This is a genomic window from Pseudoalteromonas sp. SG41-2, from assembly GCF_014164535.1.
Classification (GTDB): Bacteria; Pseudomonadota; Gammaproteobacteria; order Enterobacterales; family Alteromonadaceae; genus Pseudoalteromonas; species Pseudoalteromonas rhizosphaerae.
The window spans coordinates 35,604-54,920 of record NZ_JACJFK010000030.1 but is presented as its reverse complement, the minus strand read 5'-3'; the positions used below and the strand labels follow the sequence as shown (position 1 = coordinate 54,920).

Annotated in this window: 16 protein-coding genes and 1 pseudogene; 9 read left to right on the top strand and 8 right to left on the bottom strand. The window is 40.8% G+C overall.

The features are described 5' to 3' along the window. Positions 1–1,193 (top strand): annotated as a pseudogene (locus tag H5186_RS19460) (IS3 family transposase); the annotation flags it as partial. A 20-nt stretch (positions 1,194–1,213) separates the two neighbouring features. Here the strand turns inward: H5186_RS19460 and H5186_RS23145 are convergent. Both H5186_RS23145 and H5186_RS19455 read right to left on the bottom strand, forming a co-directional pair. Further along, a complete protein-coding gene (locus H5186_RS23145; protein WP_259400380.1) occupies positions 1,214–1,564 on the bottom strand; it encodes a hypothetical protein in 351 nt (116 codons plus the stop codon). Further along, positions 1,528–2,502: a TonB-dependent receptor plug domain-containing protein gene (locus tag H5186_RS19455; RefSeq protein ID WP_259400379.1), complete on the bottom strand. Its 975-nt coding sequence runs from the start codon at positions 2,500–2,502 to the stop codon at positions 1,528–1,530. The genes H5186_RS23145 and H5186_RS19455 overlap by 37 nt, the downstream gene beginning before the upstream one ends. A gap of 582 nt (positions 2,503–3,084) precedes the next feature. On the opposite strand from H5186_RS19455, the gene H5186_RS19450 reads away from it, so the two are divergent. Continuing rightward, positions 3,085–3,972, top strand: coding sequence for a pectinesterase family protein (locus tag H5186_RS19450; protein ID WP_182785268.1), 888 nt, complete (start codon positions 3,085–3,087; stop codon positions 3,970–3,972). Positions 3,973–4,036: 64 nt separating this feature from the next. Then, a complete protein-coding gene (locus tag H5186_RS19445; protein ID WP_182794818.1) occupies positions 4,037–6,121 on the top strand; it encodes a pectinesterase family protein in 2,085 nt (694 codons plus the stop codon). 243 nt (positions 6,122–6,364) lie between these two features. Here H5186_RS19445 and serA read toward each other — a convergent pair whose 3' ends face one another. The 5 genes from serA to H5186_RS19420 all read right to left on the bottom strand — a co-directional run bounded on the left by serA (position 6,365) and on the right by H5186_RS19420 (position 11,111). Further along, complete coding sequence (serA, locus tag H5186_RS19440) at positions 6,365–7,594, bottom strand: phosphoglycerate dehydrogenase (RefSeq protein WP_145241268.1); 1,230 nt, start codon at positions 7,592–7,594, stop codon at positions 6,365–6,367. Positions 7,595–7,607: 13 nt separating this feature from the next. Further along, positions 7,608–8,261 (bottom strand): ribose-5-phosphate isomerase RpiA, encoded by a 654-nt coding sequence (gene rpiA / locus H5186_RS19435; protein ID WP_145241270.1) that lies wholly within the window; start codon positions 8,259–8,261, stop codon positions 7,608–7,610. A 53-nt stretch (positions 8,262–8,314) separates the two neighbouring features. Next, positions 8,315–8,911, bottom strand: a complete 597-nt coding sequence (locus tag H5186_RS19430) for a 5-formyltetrahydrofolate cyclo-ligase (RefSeq protein ID WP_182719125.1) — start codon at positions 8,909–8,911, stop codon at positions 8,315–8,317. A gap of 20 nt (positions 8,912–8,931) precedes the next feature. Continuing rightward, positions 8,932–9,486, bottom strand: coding sequence for a hypothetical protein (locus H5186_RS19425; RefSeq protein WP_182740357.1), 555 nt, complete (start codon positions 9,484–9,486; stop codon positions 8,932–8,934). Between the two features lie 107 nt (positions 9,487–9,593). After that, positions 9,594–11,111 (bottom strand): S10 family peptidase, encoded by a 1,518-nt coding sequence (locus H5186_RS19420; RefSeq protein ID WP_149982056.1) that lies wholly within the window; start codon positions 11,109–11,111, stop codon positions 9,594–9,596. A 265-nt stretch (positions 11,112–11,376) separates the two neighbouring features. On the opposite strand from H5186_RS19420, the gene H5186_RS19415 reads away from it, so the two are divergent. The 6 genes from H5186_RS19415 (at position 11,377) to H5186_RS19390 (ending at position 17,625) form a co-directional block, all read left to right on the top strand. Further along, positions 11,377–12,609, top strand: a complete 1,233-nt coding sequence (locus H5186_RS19415; RefSeq protein WP_149982055.1) for a diguanylate cyclase — start codon at positions 11,377–11,379, stop codon at positions 12,607–12,609. A gap of 176 nt (positions 12,610–12,785) precedes the next feature. Then, positions 12,786–13,124, top strand: coding sequence for a P-II family nitrogen regulator (locus H5186_RS19410; protein ID WP_149982054.1), 339 nt, complete (start codon positions 12,786–12,788; stop codon positions 13,122–13,124). Positions 13,125–13,133: 9 nt separating this feature from the next. Beyond that, positions 13,134–14,363: an ammonium transporter gene (locus tag H5186_RS19405; RefSeq protein WP_182719122.1), complete on the top strand. Its 1,230-nt coding sequence runs from the start codon at positions 13,134–13,136 to the stop codon at positions 14,361–14,363. 177 nt (positions 14,364–14,540) lie between these two features. Beyond that, the gene (locus H5186_RS19400) at positions 14,541–14,702 is read left to right on the top strand and encodes a YqaE/Pmp3 family membrane protein (RefSeq protein ID WP_145241282.1); all 162 of its coding nucleotides are present in this window, start codon (positions 14,541–14,543) and stop codon (positions 14,700–14,702) included. A 145-nt stretch (positions 14,703–14,847) separates the two neighbouring features. Next, on the top strand, positions 14,848–17,196 hold the full coding sequence (gene mrcB, locus H5186_RS19395) for a penicillin-binding protein 1B (protein WP_182719121.1): 2,349 nt from the start codon (positions 14,848–14,850) through the stop codon (positions 17,194–17,196). A 168-nt stretch (positions 17,197–17,364) separates the two neighbouring features. Then, the gene (locus H5186_RS19390; RefSeq protein ID WP_182719120.1) at positions 17,365–17,625 is read left to right on the top strand and encodes a hypothetical protein; all 261 of its coding nucleotides are present in this window, start codon (positions 17,365–17,367) and stop codon (positions 17,623–17,625) included. Between the two features lie 399 nt (positions 17,626–18,024). Here H5186_RS19390 and hemL read toward each other — a convergent pair whose 3' ends face one another. Further along, positions 18,025–19,305 carry a glutamate-1-semialdehyde 2,1-aminomutase gene (gene hemL / locus H5186_RS19385; RefSeq protein ID WP_149982051.1) on the bottom strand — a complete coding sequence of 427 codons (1,281 nt, stop codon included), beginning with the start codon at positions 19,303–19,305 and terminating at the stop codon, positions 18,025–18,027. Between the last annotated feature and the right edge of the window lie 12 nt (positions 19,306–19,317).

Sequence of the window (19,317 nt, the reverse complement as noted above, 5' to 3'; positions counted from 1 at the left end):
CTAGCTAAATCAGACAGTAAACAGTTAAAGCAAGAAATAAAACAGCTGCAAAAAGAGCTTAATCGTAAAGATAAAGCCTTAGCTGAAACAGCGGCATTACTTGTTCTCAAAAAAAAAGCGGATGCCATTTGGGGTTTCAACGAGGACGATTAACGACGTCGACTGAGCGACATGAATTGATAAAGCTCATTACAGAAGCGCAGGATTCAGGGGCAAGGCAGAAGCCAGTGTGCGAATTACTTGGGCTAACGGCAAGAACGGTTCAGCGCTGGATGGCCGAAGATAAGATGGTAGACAAGCGAACTTGTACGGCAAAGCGGCCGCCCAATCAACTCACTGAGTTAGAGCGACAGCGTATTATCAAAACAGTCAATTCAGCTGAGTATGGGCATTTACCGCCGAGCAAAATAGTGCCCAAGTTGCTTGATAAAGGGGTATGGATAGCATCCGAGAGTTCGTTTTATCGGGTTATGAAACGTCACCACCTATTAACGCATAGAGAAAAAGTGAAGCCAAACAGGCAGGTAAAAAAACCAAAAGCACTCACAGCAACCAGTGTGAACGAAATTTACACATGGGATATTACATATTTGCCAACAACGGTTAAGGGCGAATTTTTATACTTGTATTTAGTGATGGATATTTTTAGTCGAAAAATTGTGGGATGGCAGGTTCACGATACACAGTTAAGTGCGCTAGCGGCTGATTTGATGACGGATATTTGCAGTCGAGAGCAAATAAAGCCAGAGCAAGTCACGTTACATTCGGATAATGGCAGCCCAATGAAAGGCGCTACATTATTGGCTACCTTGCAAGAATTAGGCATTGTACCGTCGTTTAGTCGCCCGTCAGTGAGTAATGATAATCCCTATTCGGAGTCATTATTTAAAACGTTAAAATATCGCTCAGACTACCCAGAAAAGCCATTTGCAGAAATAAGCACAGCAAGAAAATGGGTGGCAGGGTTTGTAGATTGGTACAATAACGAGCATTTGCACAGCGGTATAAAATTTGTCACGCCAAATCAGCGTCACTTAGGTTTAGATAAAGAAATATTAGCCAAGCGCCAGCAGGTAAACGATGCGGCTAGATTGAATAACCCTGGTCGTTGGTCAGGAAAATCACGCGATTGGTCAATAATTAAGGAAGTAAATTTAAATCCTGAGAAAAAAGAAGAAATGCGGGCGGCATAAAATTTAACTTGAGGCGACAACTAACTTGAAAAACTCCGGTAGTAATAACGAATTTCCTCTCTGTCAGCGTCGTTTTTAGCCATACCAGCCATAAGGTCAAGCGACCAGCGATCATTAAGTTGAATATCGCCAGATAATACATACTGGTCAAATATCGAATCGGACACCTGGTATCGGCTTTCGTACCATGAGGTGACATTTTCAAAACTGCCAGCAACAAGGACTTTACCCGACTCATCGACCGTAAACGAAACGGGGCTTTGACCTTGGAAATCACCCGGAGCACCACGATTAACTAGCCACTCCATAGAGTTGTAGTTTCTGCGATCATTTTCTAACTCAGAATGCAATATATCCAATGTGAATAACATGTCGTCATTAGGCTTATATTGCAAAGAACCGGTAACCCCAATACGTTTTTGCTCATTCCCGAAAAATCAGCCCGCGGTAACCGAGGTACCCATAAACAGGATATAGCTTCTTCAGCACCACAGTAATTACTAGGCGTTCCGTTGATGGTCGTCAGCCCAGAAGTGTCACCCCATGTGCCATTACCAATTCGATTTGTTGGCTCCCAGCGCATGCTGCCAAAGCCTTCTTGACGTACACTTCTATCTGATACTGCAACCGAAAAAAGTGTACCAAAGGTATTATCAGCAAATGTATTACTGGCTAAGAAAGCAAACCTAGGGTCAACTTCACTGGTTAAATCATTATAGCCACCTTTAAGTGACAGGGTCGAATTGAAGCCGGGGTTATAAAAAGGGCGTGCAGAGTACATATCGACTGTACCAGCAATACCACCTTCTTCAATCGAGGCTGTTTGCGTTTTTTGAATATCTATACGGTTGAAAAGCTCTGATGCAAATACATGGAAGTCAAAGGCTCGACTATTGTTAACAGTTACGCCGCCAGAATCGAGACCATCACTTCCTGCGGGTACTTCCATACCGTTAAGCGTAGTTCGGGTAAAACCCGGGCTAAAACCTCGTAGAACAATATTGCGACCTTCACCACCTTCGCGCGATATTGCCACTCCAGGAACTCGCTGAATGGCTTCTGCCACATTCAAGTCTGGAAACTTACCAATATCTTCAGCCATAATTGACTCACGAGTATTAGCTGCATCTCGTTTGGCTTCTAAGGCTTTAATTAAAGAACCACGAAAGCCTTTTACTTCAATGACCTCAACATCCTCAGATGCTGCTGGTTGAGATTCTTGAGCGTTACTAAAGAATGAACTTACGGTAAGGGCGGCAAGCACGTTAGTAGCAATTAAGCTTTTTATAAATGTGTGTGTGAGTTTCATTATTGCTCCCTTGGAACAAAGAAAGATTAAATTGCGCACTATTTGATAAAGTAGCGCGTTAAATAAAAAGTAGAGATGCTGTTAATTTGTTTACATAAGTTACCACTAATAAAATTTATTTTAATTAGGTTGCCACCGGTGGTAGTTTGGGTCAAGTGGTTTGTTAATATAATGTATCTTTAGATCTGCGAGCTTTACTTTTGTAAAAAATAACACGCTGATTTTTTTAGGGAATGATATTTAAATAAATTTGCCACCGGTAGCATAGTTTGTTAGAAATAAGTATTGAAGAAGATTTTTTGGATAAATACCAGTCCAATTAGTTGGAATTGCGCTACATGCTAACTTCGCTCACAGAAAATCAGCTATGTTGCAAACTGTGACTGCTATGTAGAAGTTATGGCTACAGGTGTTCAGTCATTGTCCCCATAAGATGAGAGCGATTGTGATATCAATAATAAAAGGGTGGTTACGACAGTGATTACACTAAACAAAAGAACAAGTCCTTTAGTGCTTTTAATTACATTGCTGCTTGTATTATTTGGGACGCGAGCGGTAGTGGCTCAAGAGTACGCCACAAACATGGTAGTCTCCAAAGATGGTACGGGCGATTTTACTTCCATTCAGGCAGCAATCAATGCAAGTAAAACTTACCCTTGGCATCACATAAGTATTTTCGTTAAAAATGGCGTTTATGCAGAAAAGGTAGAAGTTTACTCATGGAATACACGAATAAAACTAATAGGTGAAAGTAAAGAAAATACAATTATTACCTATGGCGACCATTTTAATAAGATAAATTTAGGTCGAAATAGTACCTTTCACACATATACATTAATGGTGCGAGGGAATGACTTTAGCGCCCAAAATTTGACTATTATTAATAGTGCAGGCTCGGTTGGGCAGGCTGTTGCTTTGCATATCGAGGCTGATCGAGTAAGCATAAATAACGTAGCTATCAAAGGCCATCAAGATTCCTTGTACCTAGCTGGCGAAGGGTTTCGCTCGTATTTCAAAGATTGTTATATCGAAGGCACCACAGACTTTATTTTTGGTGAAGGCACAGCAATGTTCGAAGACTGTGAAGTTAAGTCACTCAGTAACTCTTATATTACAGCGGCTTCTACCCCTAAAAATCAGGCATTTGGATTTGTGTTTAATCGTGTAAAGCTAACTGCCAGTGCTGCTGTTGATAAAGTTTATCTTGGCCGTCCTTGGAGACACCACGCTAAAACTGTGTTCATTAACTCTGATTTAGGTCAGCATATTGCTCCTGAAGGTTGGCAAAATTGGGGGGATGTTAGTAAAAAAGAAACCGTTTTTTATGCTGAGTTTAATAACTCAGGGCAGGGGGCCAATAGTAGTAAGCGAGTGGCTTGGGCGCATCAACTGAGTCAAGTCGAAGCGCAAGACTACACCATTAAAAACGTGATGCGTGGCTGGCAGCCAAATATAGTTAGTAAACAATGATCTTACTTACTCGCCACAGGCCTACTTTAAACATGCTATTTTTACTATGTAAGGAAAACTTCACATGCAGTTACATGGTCGGTTAAAAACAGTAAACGGTACTTTTCTGGGCTTATTATTTTTCTTTGGACTTACGTGTCAAAGCTTATCTGCGAATGAACTCGTATCACCACGAGTTGATGCAATTGTTGATAAAAACAATGAACACGCTTTTGCCACCATTGCACAAGCTATTGAGCAAGCACCTAATAATTTATCTCAGCCCTATATCATTAAAATAGCCCCAGGTGACTATTATGAAAAACTCGTTATTAACAAACCTTTTATTACGTTATCAGGTGTAGGGGCTGATACTACTCGATTATATTTTGATGATTATTCAGGCAAAGTAACAGAAAATGGTGGTAATCTAGGAACATCAAATTCAGCCACGTTAACTATTAAATCGCCTAATTTTAGTGTTGAAAACTTGCATATTGAAAATAGCTTTGATTTTCCATATTACGATGCAATGAGTAAAGATGATCCGAAACGCGTATCAGGTTTACAAGCCGTGGCCGTATTGACCGACTATGGTAGTGATAAAGCATTGTTTAATCATGTAAAAATCAGTGGATATCAAGATACTCTTTACACGAAAGCAGGGAGATCTTTATTTCTCAATAATACTATAAGTGGTCATGTTGACTTTATTTTTGGGGGCGGAGCCGCCGTTTTTTATAAGTCGAACATAGTGACCCGCAATAGACCTAACAAACAGTTACCCATAGGTTTTATTACTGCACCAAGTACTAATATTGAGCAAGCATTTGGTCTGGTTTTTATTGATTGTGCACTTAGCGCAGAGGAAGGAGTGCAAGACAATAGTATGGGGTTAGGAAGACCTTGGCATCCAACTACTACTTTCCCTGATGGAAGGTATGCAGATCCTAATGCAATAGGACAAACAGTATTTATAGATACTTGGATGGGAGCGCATATTCAACAACAAGCGTGGCACCCAATGGGGGGGACGGCCAGAACCGGCGGTAAAAAGGTGTTTCGAGCAGAAGATGCTCGCTTTTTTGAGTACAATTCTTCCGGTCCGGGGGCGTTTGTAACAACGAATAGAAGACAGCTAAATGACAGTAAAGCAGCATCTTTTACTTGGGAAAATATCTTGGGTGAATGGTATCAATCTCCACGTATTCAACAAGCAATACAGCTGGTATTTACGCGTGAGGTGGTCAATTCACTCAGTGGTGAAATGGCTGAGTACACCATTGAAAGTGAGTATCGAAAAAACAAGAAACAGTTTCCTTTTATTAGTCCGATCAACAAACCGGAAAATATCGAGCAAACAGCACAGTCCATCAGCGAACATTACAACTTAGCTTACAAAACGGTGGATGGCTCAACGCTGCACCTTGACTTATTTTATCCTAATAAAGCAGAGCAGGCGAAACCGTTGGTCGTAATGATCCATGGCGGCGGATGGAGGACTGGTAACAAGTCTCATCAAACGCCAACGGCACGCTGGTTAGCTGGCCAAGGTTTTGTGGCGGTAAGTGTCGAATATAGAACCTCTAAAACGGCGCTCTATCCAGCTGCAATGGCAGATATCAACGATGCGATTAAGTGGCTAAAACAACATCATAAATTATATATGATAGATACCAAAAAAATCGCGGTGTTAGGGGCGTCTTCTGGTGCTCATATGGCCACGTTATTCGGGGCTATGAGTACCAATCACGATACAAAATCGCCTTACGAAGCAGTGCAAGCAATCGTGAACATTGACGGCGTGGCTGATTTAACCTCAACAGCGGTTAGGATGTTTGAAGATAAACCTGGAAAGATTTCTTATGCAGCGCTTTGGTTAGGTGGGCGTTATGCACAAGAGCCAAAACGTTGGCATGCGGTTTCGCCGGTAGAATATTTAAGTAAACATACTCCAGCAACGTTATTTATTAACTCTTCCCATGACCGTTTTCATGTTGGCAGAGATGCTTTTGTAGCGCAGCTAATTAAAAACAACGTCCATCAACAAGTGTATACCATACCCGATACACCGCACACCTTTTGGTTGTTTCATCCTTGGGTAGACGAAATGCGCAGCGTACTTGCGTCGTTTCTCAATAAGGTTTTGGTAGAGGAAAACCCTAGCTAACGCCTCTATTGAGGCATTTAGTAATAGAGAAGTTTTTGACAGAGTTGTTGAAATATATACTTAAGAGTGAGCCGTTAAAGCAAATACAGTAAGATGTAACTTAAGTGAAGCTTGTTTAATACAGACAATAAAACTGGCAATATTTCATCGGCTAAGGTTGAAAAAACGTAGTATTCTTCATCCAAATAAAAGCCGTGCTTGATTTAACAAGCACGGCTTTTATTTTTTGACCGCTGACTGATATTAGTGAAGAATACGTGCTCTGATCGTGCCTTCTACTGCACTTAGTTCTTTTAGTGCTATTTCAGAGTGGTCGGTATCTACGTCTATTACTACATAACCAATCGCTTCGTCTGTTTGCAAGTATTGCGCGGCGATGTTGATGCCGTGCTGGGCAAACGCTTGGTTAATTTGGGTTAACACACCTGGGCGGTTGTGGTGTACGTGTAATAAACGGCTACGGTTAGCAAGCTCTGGCAGTGATACTTCAGGGAAATTAACAGCAGTAATAGTTGAGCCGTTATCTGAGTATTTTGCTAGTTTACCCGCTACTTCAATACCAATGTTTTCTTGCGCTTCTTGAGTTGAACCACCAATGTGTGGTGTTAAAATTACGTTGTCGAATTCGCGTAGTGGCGATACAAATTCTTCATCGTTTGATTTTGGCTCAACTGGGAATACGTCGATGGCAGCGCCGCTGATTTTTTTATCACGAAGTGCTTCTGCTAGGGCGTCAATATCAACTACAGTGCCGCGTGAGGCGTTGATCAAAATTGAACCTTGCTTCATCACTGAAATTTCCGCGCTACCAATCAGGTTTTTAGTCTGCGGTGTTTCAGGTACGTGTAAGCTAATAACATCAGCGCGTTGCAGTAGCTGCGTTAGGTTATGTACTTGTGTGGCATTACCTAGGGTTAGCTTGTCTTCAATATCGTAAAACTCAACGTTCATACCGATATTTTCAGCCATGATACCTAGCTGCGTACCAATGTGGCCATAACCAATAATACCTAGAGTTTTACCACGGGCTTCAAATGAGCCATTGGCGGTTTTTAACCAGCCGCCACGGTGAGCAATGGCATTACGCTCTGGAATACCACGGAACAATAGTAAAATTTCACCAAGTACTAACTCAGCAACAGAGCGGGTATTAGAAAACGGTGCGTTGAATACTGCAATACCGCGCTTGCGTGCGGCACTTAAATCAACTTGGTTAGTGCCGATACAAAAACAACCAACGGCAACCAGTTTTTCTGCCGCTTCAAGTACAGCTTCAGAAATATGAGTACGAGAACGAAGGCCTACAAAATGCACATCTTTAATGCGCTCAATTAGTTCGTCCTCAGGCAATGAGGTTTTTACATAATCGATATTGCTGTAGCCGTTACGTTTTAGCGTTTCTACAGCGCTTTGATGTACACCTTCAAGCAAAAGAATTTTAATTTTGTCTTTTGCTAACGATACCTTACTCATATCCTCATCCTATTTATCTAATTTGCGGCCCATTTTTGGTACCGATAATCACTTTATCTGCGCCACGGTGGGCAAATAAGCCGTTGGTTACTACGCCAACAATTTGGTTAATTGTCAGCTCTAAATCTTTTGCTTGGCTGATCGACAAGTTATGTACGTCTAAAATAACGTTACCATTATCTGTTACCACGCCATGGCGATAAACTGGATCGCCGCCTAGTTTAAGCAATTCACGAGCAACATAACTGCGTGCCATTGGAATAACTTCTACCGGCAGTGGAAATTCACCCAAGGTGTCCACTATTTTTGTTTCATCAACAATACATACAAATTGTTTTGCTACAGCTGCGACTATTTTTTCGCGGGTTAGTGCTGCGCCACCGCCTTTGATCATTTCGTTCAGCGCATTTATTTCATCTGCGCCATCAACGTACACGTCAAGGGCATCAACATCATTGAGTTCAAATACTTCAAGACCGAGTGCTTTTAGTTTTTCGGTTGAAGCGTCAGAACTTGATACCACACCGCGTATGGTGTCTTTTACTGAGCCTAATGCATCAATAAAATGGTTTACAGTTGAGCCTGTGCCAACACCCACAATGGTGTCTTTTTTTACAAATTCGAGTGCAGCCCAAGCAGCTGCTTTTTTTAATTCATCTTGTGTCATGATTATGTGCTCAATAGGTGAGAGGGATTGCCATTAGTATATAAATAAATTGCTTACCAATGGTAGATTTTCTGTGGTGTGATTATGTAATTTAATGGTACATCCCACGATTCAACCGGTAAACTTGGAACATGTTGGCATTGATGTGCAAGGCCAATCAGTTGTGGTTTATGCCAGTTTTCTTTTTCGTAGCGCGCCAAAGTTTTATCATAAAAGCCACCCCCCATCCCTAACCGGTTACCGTTATCATCAAATGCAACTAATGGCATTAGCAGATAATCAAGCTCAGCAAGTGGGCATATCTGACTACAATTTAACTTAGGCTCCAAGATACCATAGCGATTTGCCCTCATGGGTGAATTTTCTTCATAGCGCTGAAAGTATAAAGTAGTGCCGTTAAATGGGTGAATAACGGGTAGGTAAAGGGTGTGGTTTTTAGTCCAAAGGTCTTTTATTAACAATGAGGTATCTAGCTCTGCGTCATTGCTAAAATAAATGCCAATATGGGCGTTTTTAATAGTTTTTTGCTGTTTTAAGTGTTGAGTAAAATTCACTTTAAGCGATTCTGCGGCAATTTCTTGCTCAAATTTTGACAGTGAATTACGTGCTTTACGGATTTTTTGGCGGATCAGTGCTCTTTTTTCGCTCATATTTATTTTTGCTTTATCTGTTAATTATCCATAAAACTGAATAAATCAGGGAATGCAAACGACAATCCCAGTACTACAAGCAAGACAACAACCATAGCTATAAGTGAATACAGCAGCATGTTACTGCGTTTTTTGATCGGCGTTGTCAGCTCTTCATCTAGCAATAGGTCGTCAGTTTGCCACTCGTCGCCTTCATCAGGATCTGGTTGTTGGGTGGTGGCTGGTAAGCGTTGCTCTAGATCGTCGAGCTTTTCTTCGATGCGAATTAAACTACTGGTGATGTAATCAAGGGCGTTAAAAATACGCTCATCTCGCTGGCTGGTTGCATCGCTGCTACTTACCGCTGGTGCATTGTTTATTGGTTGCAGTTTACTTTTGATGCCTACGCTGGCAAGTAGCTTTGCTTGCTTGAGCGCTTTTTCTTTTTCACAAGGGGCAAATAGGGGGTTGTTTTCAAAAAATGCAGCTACTTTACTTTCAGGGGCTTTGAGCTTTACAGCCAGTTGTTTAATCGCATTCGATCGCTCAATATCTTGAGCTAGACCTGCATACATAACACGGAAGTTTTCAGTCATCTGTGTTTTCCAAAAACGTAAAATCAATAGTTTGAGTATATCCGAATTATCGATAAACAAAAGCCCGTAAAAACGGGCTTTTTTAATCCTGTGGTTTTAAGCGCTGTTTAATACTTCGCAGCTTCACCTTCTTTTGGTAGTGACTGTAAAATAAAATCACGTAAATCGTTATTTGATGTTTCTAAATCTGCATGGCGTAAATACATCATGTGGCCACTGCGGTAGCCTTTAAAGCTTAGGCGATCACGCATTTTACTACTTGGATCTAGTTGCCATAAAGTGTATTTAGCATCAAAGTAGTTAGTGGCACCATCATAGTAGCCTGATTGGATCATCACATTGAGGTATGGGTTTTGCGCCATTGCTAAACGCAGATTTTCACCGGTATTATTATTGCTGCGATCCCACGGGTGTACATTACCAAACAGGTTATATTTTACGTCAGTTTTATAGTTAAGCTCTTCACGCAAGTAGTGATTAATGGCTGGTGTAAATGAATGCAACCATGATGTTAGCTCAGCCCAGTAGTCTGGAGATTCGCCAGCGTCACGCTTGTCCATGCCTAAATAGCGCGAATCTAAACGGCCTAACGTTTGACCGCGCTCACGTAGTAGTTCTTTCCAAAAGAAGTTGGTAGGAATATCAAGGTTGTTTTGCGCAACAAACTTTTCAGATACACCGGCATACAGTGCCATTTGTTTAATGATAGCGCGTTTTTCTTGATCATTAATAAAGCCACCTTTAGCAAGTGCAGGAATTAGCTTGTTAACGGTAAAGTCTTCAACTTCTGGCAGTAATTCATCTAAATCTTTAGCTTGCAATGCTGGGCTTAAAGCTTTGTGATACCAAGCCGTTGCAGCAAAGTAAGGTAGACGGTTAGCCGCTTTTATTGGACCGTCGCGTTTAATACCAATGTCTGTTGGTGAAACCAGCACAACACCATTGATATACATCCATTGACTGTTTTGTAATTCATGGGCAAGGCCTGATACGCGGGTTGTGCCGTAGCTCTCACCAATTAAAAATTTAGGTGAGCGCCAGCGCTCTGTGCGATTTACAAAGGTGTTTAACCATTCTGCTAGGTATTTAATGTCGGCATTGACACCAAAAAACATGCTTTTTTGCGCCTCTTTACTTGGTAATTCACCTTTATCGTTTTCAAGAATACGCGAGTAGCCAGTGTTTACTGGGTTAACGTAAACGATATCAGCAACATCAAGCACTGAGTATGGGTTATCTTTGACGCCATACGGTTGAATAGGGTAGCCTTCGTCATCAATTTTTAATACCCGTGGTCCAGTATAGGCTAAGTGCATCCATACTGATGCAGAACCAGGTCCGCCATTAAATGAAATTAATAATGGGCGTTTAGTGCGATCGTCAACTTTATCGCGTTCATAATAAGTGTATTGCAATGTTGCAACGGCATCGCCTTTGTCATCCCATACCGGTTGTGTGCCTGTGGTTGCGGTATATGAAAAACGCTCGCCATTGATGCGCGCTTTATGTTCGGTGACAACTTTACTATCGACATCGATACGACGTTGATTTTCTGCATAACTGGCTGTGCTTACACTCAAAGTAAGTATGGCCACAGAGACACTAATGATACTGATAAGCTTCATGGTGGATCCTTTAAACAATAGTTAACCTATTAAAGATAATTTTTTTGTAAATAACAAAGGGAATGAGACTAGACGACGATATTAATCGGTGAGCATTAGACATAAATATTATCAGTAACGTAAATACTCTATTTTATGCGTATATATTCAGCAATATATTTTGCTCAAGCTGATAATAAAGTATATTACTGCTTATTATGACTTTTAGTTTTTACTCGTAAAAAGTTTACCCTCGCAATGTCCACCTGAAGTGTAGAGAAGATATATGCAAAGAGTTTTAGTTGTTGAAGATAGTAAAGTGGTCCAGCAGGTTTTGCGGCACTTATCAGCTCATTATCTTGATGTTGCTGTCGATTTTGCTTGGTCACTTGCAGAGACCAAAGAGTTCATTGCAAAACATCAGTATACGCTTGCTTTGGTCGATTTAACCCTGCCTGATGCGATGAATGGCGAAGTTGTTAAATATACTTTAGACCAAATGATCCCTACCGTAGTACTAACATCTACCATTGATGAATATAAACGCCAGCAAATATTAGAGCTTGGGGTAGTCGATTATGTAATAAAAGATAATCGTGATTCTTATCATTATGCGGTTAAATTAGTCGCTCAGCTATTACGTAACCAAGGTTGCAAAGCCTTAATTGCTGATGATTCTCGTTTAAGCCGTTCATTAATGAAACAAATGCTCGAAAAACAGCTATTTGATGTACAAGATGCGCATGATGGTGAGCAAGCTTTAAAAATACTGAAAAATGATCCAGAGATTAAATTATTACTAACTGATTATGCGATGCCGACAATGGATGGTTTTGAGCTTGTTAAAGCGGTGCGAAATTTTCGTGGTCGTGATGATTTAGCGATTATTGGCTTATCAGGTGCGGGTAAGCATGGTTTATCAGCACGGTTTATTAAATTCGGCGCGAATGATTTTTTAACCAAACCCTTTATGAATGAAGAGTTTCATTGTCGTGTATTACAGACTATGGAGCAGCTGTCACTGATCGCAGATATTAAAGAAAGTGCCTTTCGCGATGATTTAACCAACCTTTATAATCGCCGTTATTTTTATCAATTTGCTGAAAAACGGCTAAAAGAAACCTCGCGTAACAATAGTTTAGCATTACTTGATATTGATTTTTTCAAAGCAATCAATGATAAATTTGGCCATGAAGCTGGAGATCAGGCATTAAAGCAAGTGGCGTCTTTATTACGTAGTTCGTTTAAAGATTTTACCGTTGCACGCGTGGGGGGGGAAGAGTTTGCCATTGTATTAACTGATGTAGATTTAGATCAAGCTTACCAGTTACTTGAAGCGTTTAGAGTGCGGTTGTCTGAGTATGATTTTGTGATCAATGGTGATGCATTTACAATTACGGTGAGTATTGGTTTAACAAAATTTCAAAATGTTACGTTAACAAGTGCCATGCGCTTAGCTGATAAAGCTTTGTATCAAGCTAAAGAACAAAGTAGAGACTGTGTCGTCAGACAAAACTAGATTGCTGCACCAGTACAGTTAAGATGTTAAAAAAATGCACCTATATGGTGCATTTTTTATGCGGGTAATTTGTTTTTATTATGTAATTTGTTGTTTTTAAAACGTTAAAAATAGTGGCACAAAGGTTGGATTGTCTTAGCAAACAGGATAACAATAAGCGTCCGAAGGGGGCCACTATGAAAATGATTAGTGCAATAATAAAGCCATTCAAATTAGATGATGTGCGAGAAGCGCTAGCTGATTTAGGCATTGAGGGGATGACGGTTGTTGACGTCAAAGGTTTTGGTCGTCAACGCGGTCATACAGAGTTGTACCGTGGAGCTGAATATCAAGTTGATTTTATTCCTAAAATTAAACTGGAAATTGCTACTCGTACCGAAAATTGTCAACGGGTCGTTGAGACCATTACCAAAATTGCAGCAACAGGCAAAATTGGCGACGGCAAAATTTTCGTTTACGACTTAGATCAAATTGTCCGTATCCGTACGGGTGAATTAGATGAAGAAGCAATTTAAGGGGGCTTTATGGAAAACACGATCGTAGAACTCAAGTTTTCGTTAGATACATTTTATTTTTTAATGTCGGGTATTTTAGTAATGTGGATGGCAGCAGGTTTTGCCATGCTCGAAGCGGGCTTAGTGCGTTCAAAAAATACCACTGAAATTTTAACTAAGAACGTGGCGCTCTATGCCATCGCATGTACCATGTTCTTACTAGTTGGCTACAACATTATGTATGTAGACAACGCTGAAGGTGGCTTAATTCCATCTCTAGGTGGGCTTATTGGCACCCAAGCCGCTGATGCTAATCATTCTTTAGAATCTGACTTTTTCTTTCAAGTCGTATTTGTTGCAACCGCTATGTCGATTGTATCGGGTGCGGTTGCTGAACGCATGAAGTTGTGGGCTTTTCTAGCCTTTGCGGTAGTGTTAACTGGTTTTATCTACCCAGTTGAAGGTTACTGGACATGGGGTGGCGGTTTCTTATCTGAAATGGGTTTTGTTGATTTTGCAGGCTCAGCCATTGTTCACGGCACAGGTGCTGCTGCAGCACTTGCCGGTGTATTAATGCTCGGCGCTCGCAAAGGTAAATATGGTAAAAATGGTGAAATTTATCCAATTCCAGGCTCTAACTTACCATTGGCTACATTAGGTACATTTATTTTATGGATGGGTTGGTTTGGCTTTAATGGTGGTTCACAACTACTTATCTCTGATGCTGAAAACGCGACTGCAGTTGGTAAAATATTATTAAATACTAACGCTGCTGCGGCAACCGGTGCCATTGCTTCACTGTTTGTTTGTAAAGTGTTATGGGGTAAAGCAGATTTAACTATGGTACTTAATGGTGCGCTTGCTGGCTTGGTTGTTATCACCGCAGATCCATTATCACCGTCGCCTTTACTTGCTTGTTTACTGGGTATTTTAGGTGGTTCATTAGTGGTGTTCAGCATTGTAGCACTAGACAAAGTTAAAATTGATGACCCTGTAGGTGCTATCTCAGTGCACGGTGTGTGCGGTATCTTGGGTATTATCTTAGTGCCAGTATCAAATACTGATGCAACCCTAGTTAACCAGTTAATTGGCTTAGTATGTATCTTAGGTTTTGTATTTATTGCTTCACTTATTGTGTGGACAATACTGAAGAAAACCATGGGGATCCGGGTAACAGAGGAAGAAGAATTAAACGGTATGGATCAACACGATTGTGGCATTGATGCTTACCCTGAGTTTGTTTCGGTACGCAGTAACTAAGTAAAAGTAAAAAGTTTTAAAATCATTGTGTGTTCAAAGCAAAGCCCTAATTTAGATTAGGGCTTTTTTTGTATATACGCAGAGGCTAAATTTTTTTAATTAAAGTTTATTAAAACAGCAAAAATCACAATAAGTAACTATGCTTAAAAATTAGTCCAACTACAAATAAGGTTAAGCATGGATAACAAACTATTACTGATTATTTTGTCTATATTTTTACCACCTGTTGCTGTGTTTTTGAAAGCGGGTGTGGGTAAAGATTTGATTATTAATATTGTCTTGTGCTTTATATTTTTTATACCGGCAATGATCCACTCATTGTGGTTGTGTACACGCTAAAATGAAGCCACCGCAACTGAGGTTAAAAAATTTAATGCCCAAAGTTCGGGGCAAGTAGTTTCAGTCAAGGTTAATTTTGCAGGTGTTAGGCTATATGCTAAGCTCGCACCTGTAAATTAAACTCTGGAAATAAATAGCAACGTCAATGGCTGATAAAAAAGACTCCCGCTCCACTAAAACTCCATCAAAACGCCCGGCAAAGAAAGCACCAAGCACAGCGTCTAAGTCGGTGAAAAAAACTTCGACTAAAAATACGTCTGCAGCGAATATAAAAAAACGTGGAATTGGTCGCAAAGTCTGGTCTATTTTTTGGAAACTAAGCTTAGCTGGCATTGTTGCGATGGGCTTATATTTAATTTATCTGGACGCCAAAATTACGCGTCAATTTGAAGGCAATAAATGGCAATTACCAGCACAAGTTTATGCACGAGCAATGGGTTTTTACCCAGGACAATTCTTATCTAGCCAAGAAGTGGTGTGGGAGCTTGATAGGCTAAACTATTCATCGGTCAATCAGTTAAGTCGAACTGGTCAGTATGTAAAAGCGGGCGATAGTATTAAAATCTTCCGTCGTGAATTTGAATTTTATGATGGCTTAGAGCAAGCACAGGTTATTGAGTTACGCTTTGCAGGACAAAAACTCGCGAGTATTAAAGATAAGTTTGGCAGGCGTTTAAACAATGCTCGATTAGAGCCAGTACAAATTGCGCGCATAGGCAATGATTCAAAACAAGATCGAGAGTTTGTGCCGTTGGATAAATTTCCGCCGATGCTTACCGATACTTTGCTAGTGGTTGAAGATCAGAACTTTTATCAGCACCACGGTGTATCCGTGTTTTCGATTATGCGGGCTTTATACAGCAATATTAAAGCAGGGCGTACAGTTCAAGGCGGTAGTACGTTAACCCAGCAGCTGGCAAAAAATATTTATTTAACCCGTGATCGTACGCTGGTCCGTAAATTTAACGAAGCGTTGATCGCGTTAATTTTAGATTATCGCTATTCAAAAGATCAAATTTTAGAAGCTTATCTAAACGAAGTATACCTTGGTCAATCGTATAACCAAGGTGTGCATGGCATGGGCTTAGCTTCTGAGTTTTACTTCTCTAAGCCTGTTGATGAGCTTGAATTCGATCAAATTGCACTACTCGTTGCGATGGTGAAAGGCCCTTCATATTATAATCCACGCCGTTATCCTGAACGCACTATGGAACGTCGTGATTTAGTGCTACGTTTGATGGTTGATAATAAATTAATTGATACCCGCGAATACCGTGCTGCATTAAAGCGGCCAATTGATATTGCACCTATGAAAGACAGCTTGCCTAAATCGTATCCTGGTTATTTAGAGCTGGTGGATCGTGAGCTGAAAAAATTACTACCGGACCAAGAAGTACTCGATGCGGGCGTGCGTGTATTCACTTATTTTGATCTCCAAAAACAAGCGGCAATGGAAGAGGCAATTGAAAAAAGCCTACCTTACCTTGAAAAACGCGCCACGACAGAGCAGCTTGAAGCGGCGATGATCTCAGTGAATGTAGAGAAAGGCGGTATATCTGCTTTAGTTGCGGGACGCGATCCGCGCTTTTTAGGTTTTAACCGCGTACTTGATACTAAGCGCAACATAGGCTCGTTAGTTAAACCGGCTGTGTATTTGACAGCTTTGGGTTTACCGCATTATAACTTAGCTACTTTGTTAGATGACTCGCCAGTACAAGTGACTAATGAGCAAGGCAAAGTATGGCAACCAGAGAATTTTGATCATCAATATCGCGGTATGCTGCCACTATATAAAGCGTTTAGTCAAAGTATCAATATTCCTGCGGTCAACTTGGGACTTGATGTCGGGGTTGATAAAGTCGCGAATACACTTAATAAACTCGGCGCTAAAGAGCAAATATCACATTATCCATCATTACTGCTTGGTGCCGTTGAAATGTCGAGCTTTGAAGTCGCACAGCTTTATACCACGTTGGCGGCTGATGGCGAATACCGTCAATTAACATCTATTTCGGCATTAACCGACTCTGTTGGGCGGGTGCTTTATCAGCACCAAGTTAGTTCTGAACCGCGTTTTGATAAAGCCGCTGTTTATATGACTAAATACGCGATGAAGCGAGTCACTAAAGATGGCACTGCTAAACGTTTAAATGCCCATTTCCCATCAATTCAGCTGGCTGGTAAAACGGGCACCAGTAATGATCTACGTGATAGTTGGTATGCAGGGTTTGATCAAAATACAGTAACCGTTGCTTGGCTTGGTCGTGATGATAATAAAAGTACAGGCTTAACGGGCAGTGTTGGTGCATTAGAAACGTATATTCGTTATCTTAAGCCGCTCAACCCTGAGGCAATAGCAGATACTCGTCCGCCTTCAATTCGCTGGGCTTTTATTAATGAATTAACGGGTAAGCAAGCGCCACCGGGCTGCGGTAAAGTAATTCAACTGCCACTTAGAGCCAGTGAATTTGAGCCAAGGCCAAGCTGTAACTAAGCTGCTCTTGATTACGATATTTAGGTTGTTTTAAATACATAACAAAGCAGGTGTTAAAACTAATTTGATTCTACTAGCACTGCAAAATTGAGTATTGACTAGTTTACGCTTTAAAGATATGTTCCTTAAACCTACACCGTGTAGGAATAAAACTTTTAGGGAAAAAAGATGAAAACGAGTATTTTACTTATCTTAGTAGCGTTAATTGCAGCTTGTGGTAGCACACCAAATAAGGCAGATAGCCAAAGTGCGAAAGAGCAAGAAATAGCAAGTACGAACAGTTACAAGTGTGATATGGAAGCTATCGCAGGTTCAAAGCTTAAAAGAAAACGCTGCACTACTGCAGCGCAACGAAAAAGAGAAAAAGAGCGAGCAGATGAACTTTTAAGAACGTCTGCTGCATCAGCAACGGGAATGAAGCAGCAATAACTTTCGCAGCTATTATCTTGCTATGATTTTAAATAGTTCATTGTTTTGGTGAATGTTTCTGACATTTCTTGGAGCTGTTTGACATTAATTAATATTGATTGCGCTGAGTTTTATGCTTGTTCTGCAAAGAGATTTACTTCTTTTAAATCACTTTTCGCTTCAAGTATAGATCCAGACTGTTACTTTAAAAGCTATGCAATACTTGTCTTTGGTTTGTAATATTTCTCATATGTTACTCTGCACTTTTTAAGATAGTATTTATTTCATGGGGTATGCCATTTTTAAACACTTGATCGCATATTATGAACTTAGGTCAAGCTGTCAGTAAAGTAATTACTGGAGCAGGTGTTTATTTTAGACATAAAAAAAGCCCTTGCGGGCTTTTCTATGTTTAATAGTTTAAAGCTTAGCAAAAGCTCTTTTTGCTGCTGCAATTGTATCGGCAATTTCTTGCTCAGAGTGTTCAGAGCAAACAAAACCAGCTTCAAATGCTGATGGTGCTAAATACACGCCTTCTTCAAGCATCAAGTGAAAGAACTTTTTAAAGCGTTCTAAATCGCACTGAGTTGCTTGTTGGTAAGTGGTTACTTTCTCTTGTTCAGTAAAGAAGAAACCATACATACCACCGGCATAGTTAGTTGTTAGGGCGATGCCTGCAGCTTTTGCTGCGGCTTCAAAACCTTCACAGATTGCTTTACTTTTTGCTTCAAGATCAGCATGTAGTCCTTCAACGCACAGTAACTCAAGCGATTTTAGACCCGCAGCCATAGCAATTGGGTTACCTGATAAAGTGCCTGCTTGGTAAACTGGGCCAACAGGAGCGATGTAATCCATGATCTCAGTTTTACCGCCGAACGCGCCTACTGGCATGCCGCCGCCAATCACTTTACCTAAACAGGTTAAGTCTGGAATGATGTTGTAATAGGCTTGTGCACCACCTAGGGCTACGCGAAAGCCGGTCATTACTTCATCAAAAATAAGCACTGATTTATATTCATCACATACTGCACGCAGGCCTTCTAAAAAGCCCGGTACTGGTGGAATACAGTTCATGTTACCAGCAACTGGCTCTACGATAATACAGGCGATTTCGTCAGCGTATTTGGCAAAAATAGCTTTTACTTCATCAAGGTTATTAAACGAAACAGTTAATGTATGCTTGGCAAAATCTTCAGGGATACCTGGCGAGTTTGGTACGCCCATAGTCAATGCGCCAGAGCCAGCTTTCACTAATAATGAATCAGCATGTCCGTGGTAACAGCCTTCAAACTTTAAAATTTTATCGCGGCCAGTAAAGCCGCGAGCAAGGCGAATTGCACTCATGGTCGCTTCTGTGCCAGAACTTACCATACGAACTTTTTCGATTGATGGTACTAGCTCTTTTACTTTTTCAGCCATTAGAATTTCAGCTTCTGTTGGCGCACCGTAACTTAGGCCATTTTCTACCGCATCAAGCACTGCTTGTTTGATAGCTGGGTGATTATGACCCATGATCATCGGGCCCCATGAGCCAACATAATCAATATAACGGTTGCCGTCAGCATCAAATGTAAATGGGCCTTGGGCTTTGGTAATAAATAGCGGTGTGCCGCCAACGCCATTAAATGCACGTACTGGAGAGTTAACGCCACCGGGAATCGATTGTTGTGCGCGGGCAAATAAATCTTGGCTAATTGTCATAAAAAATCCTAT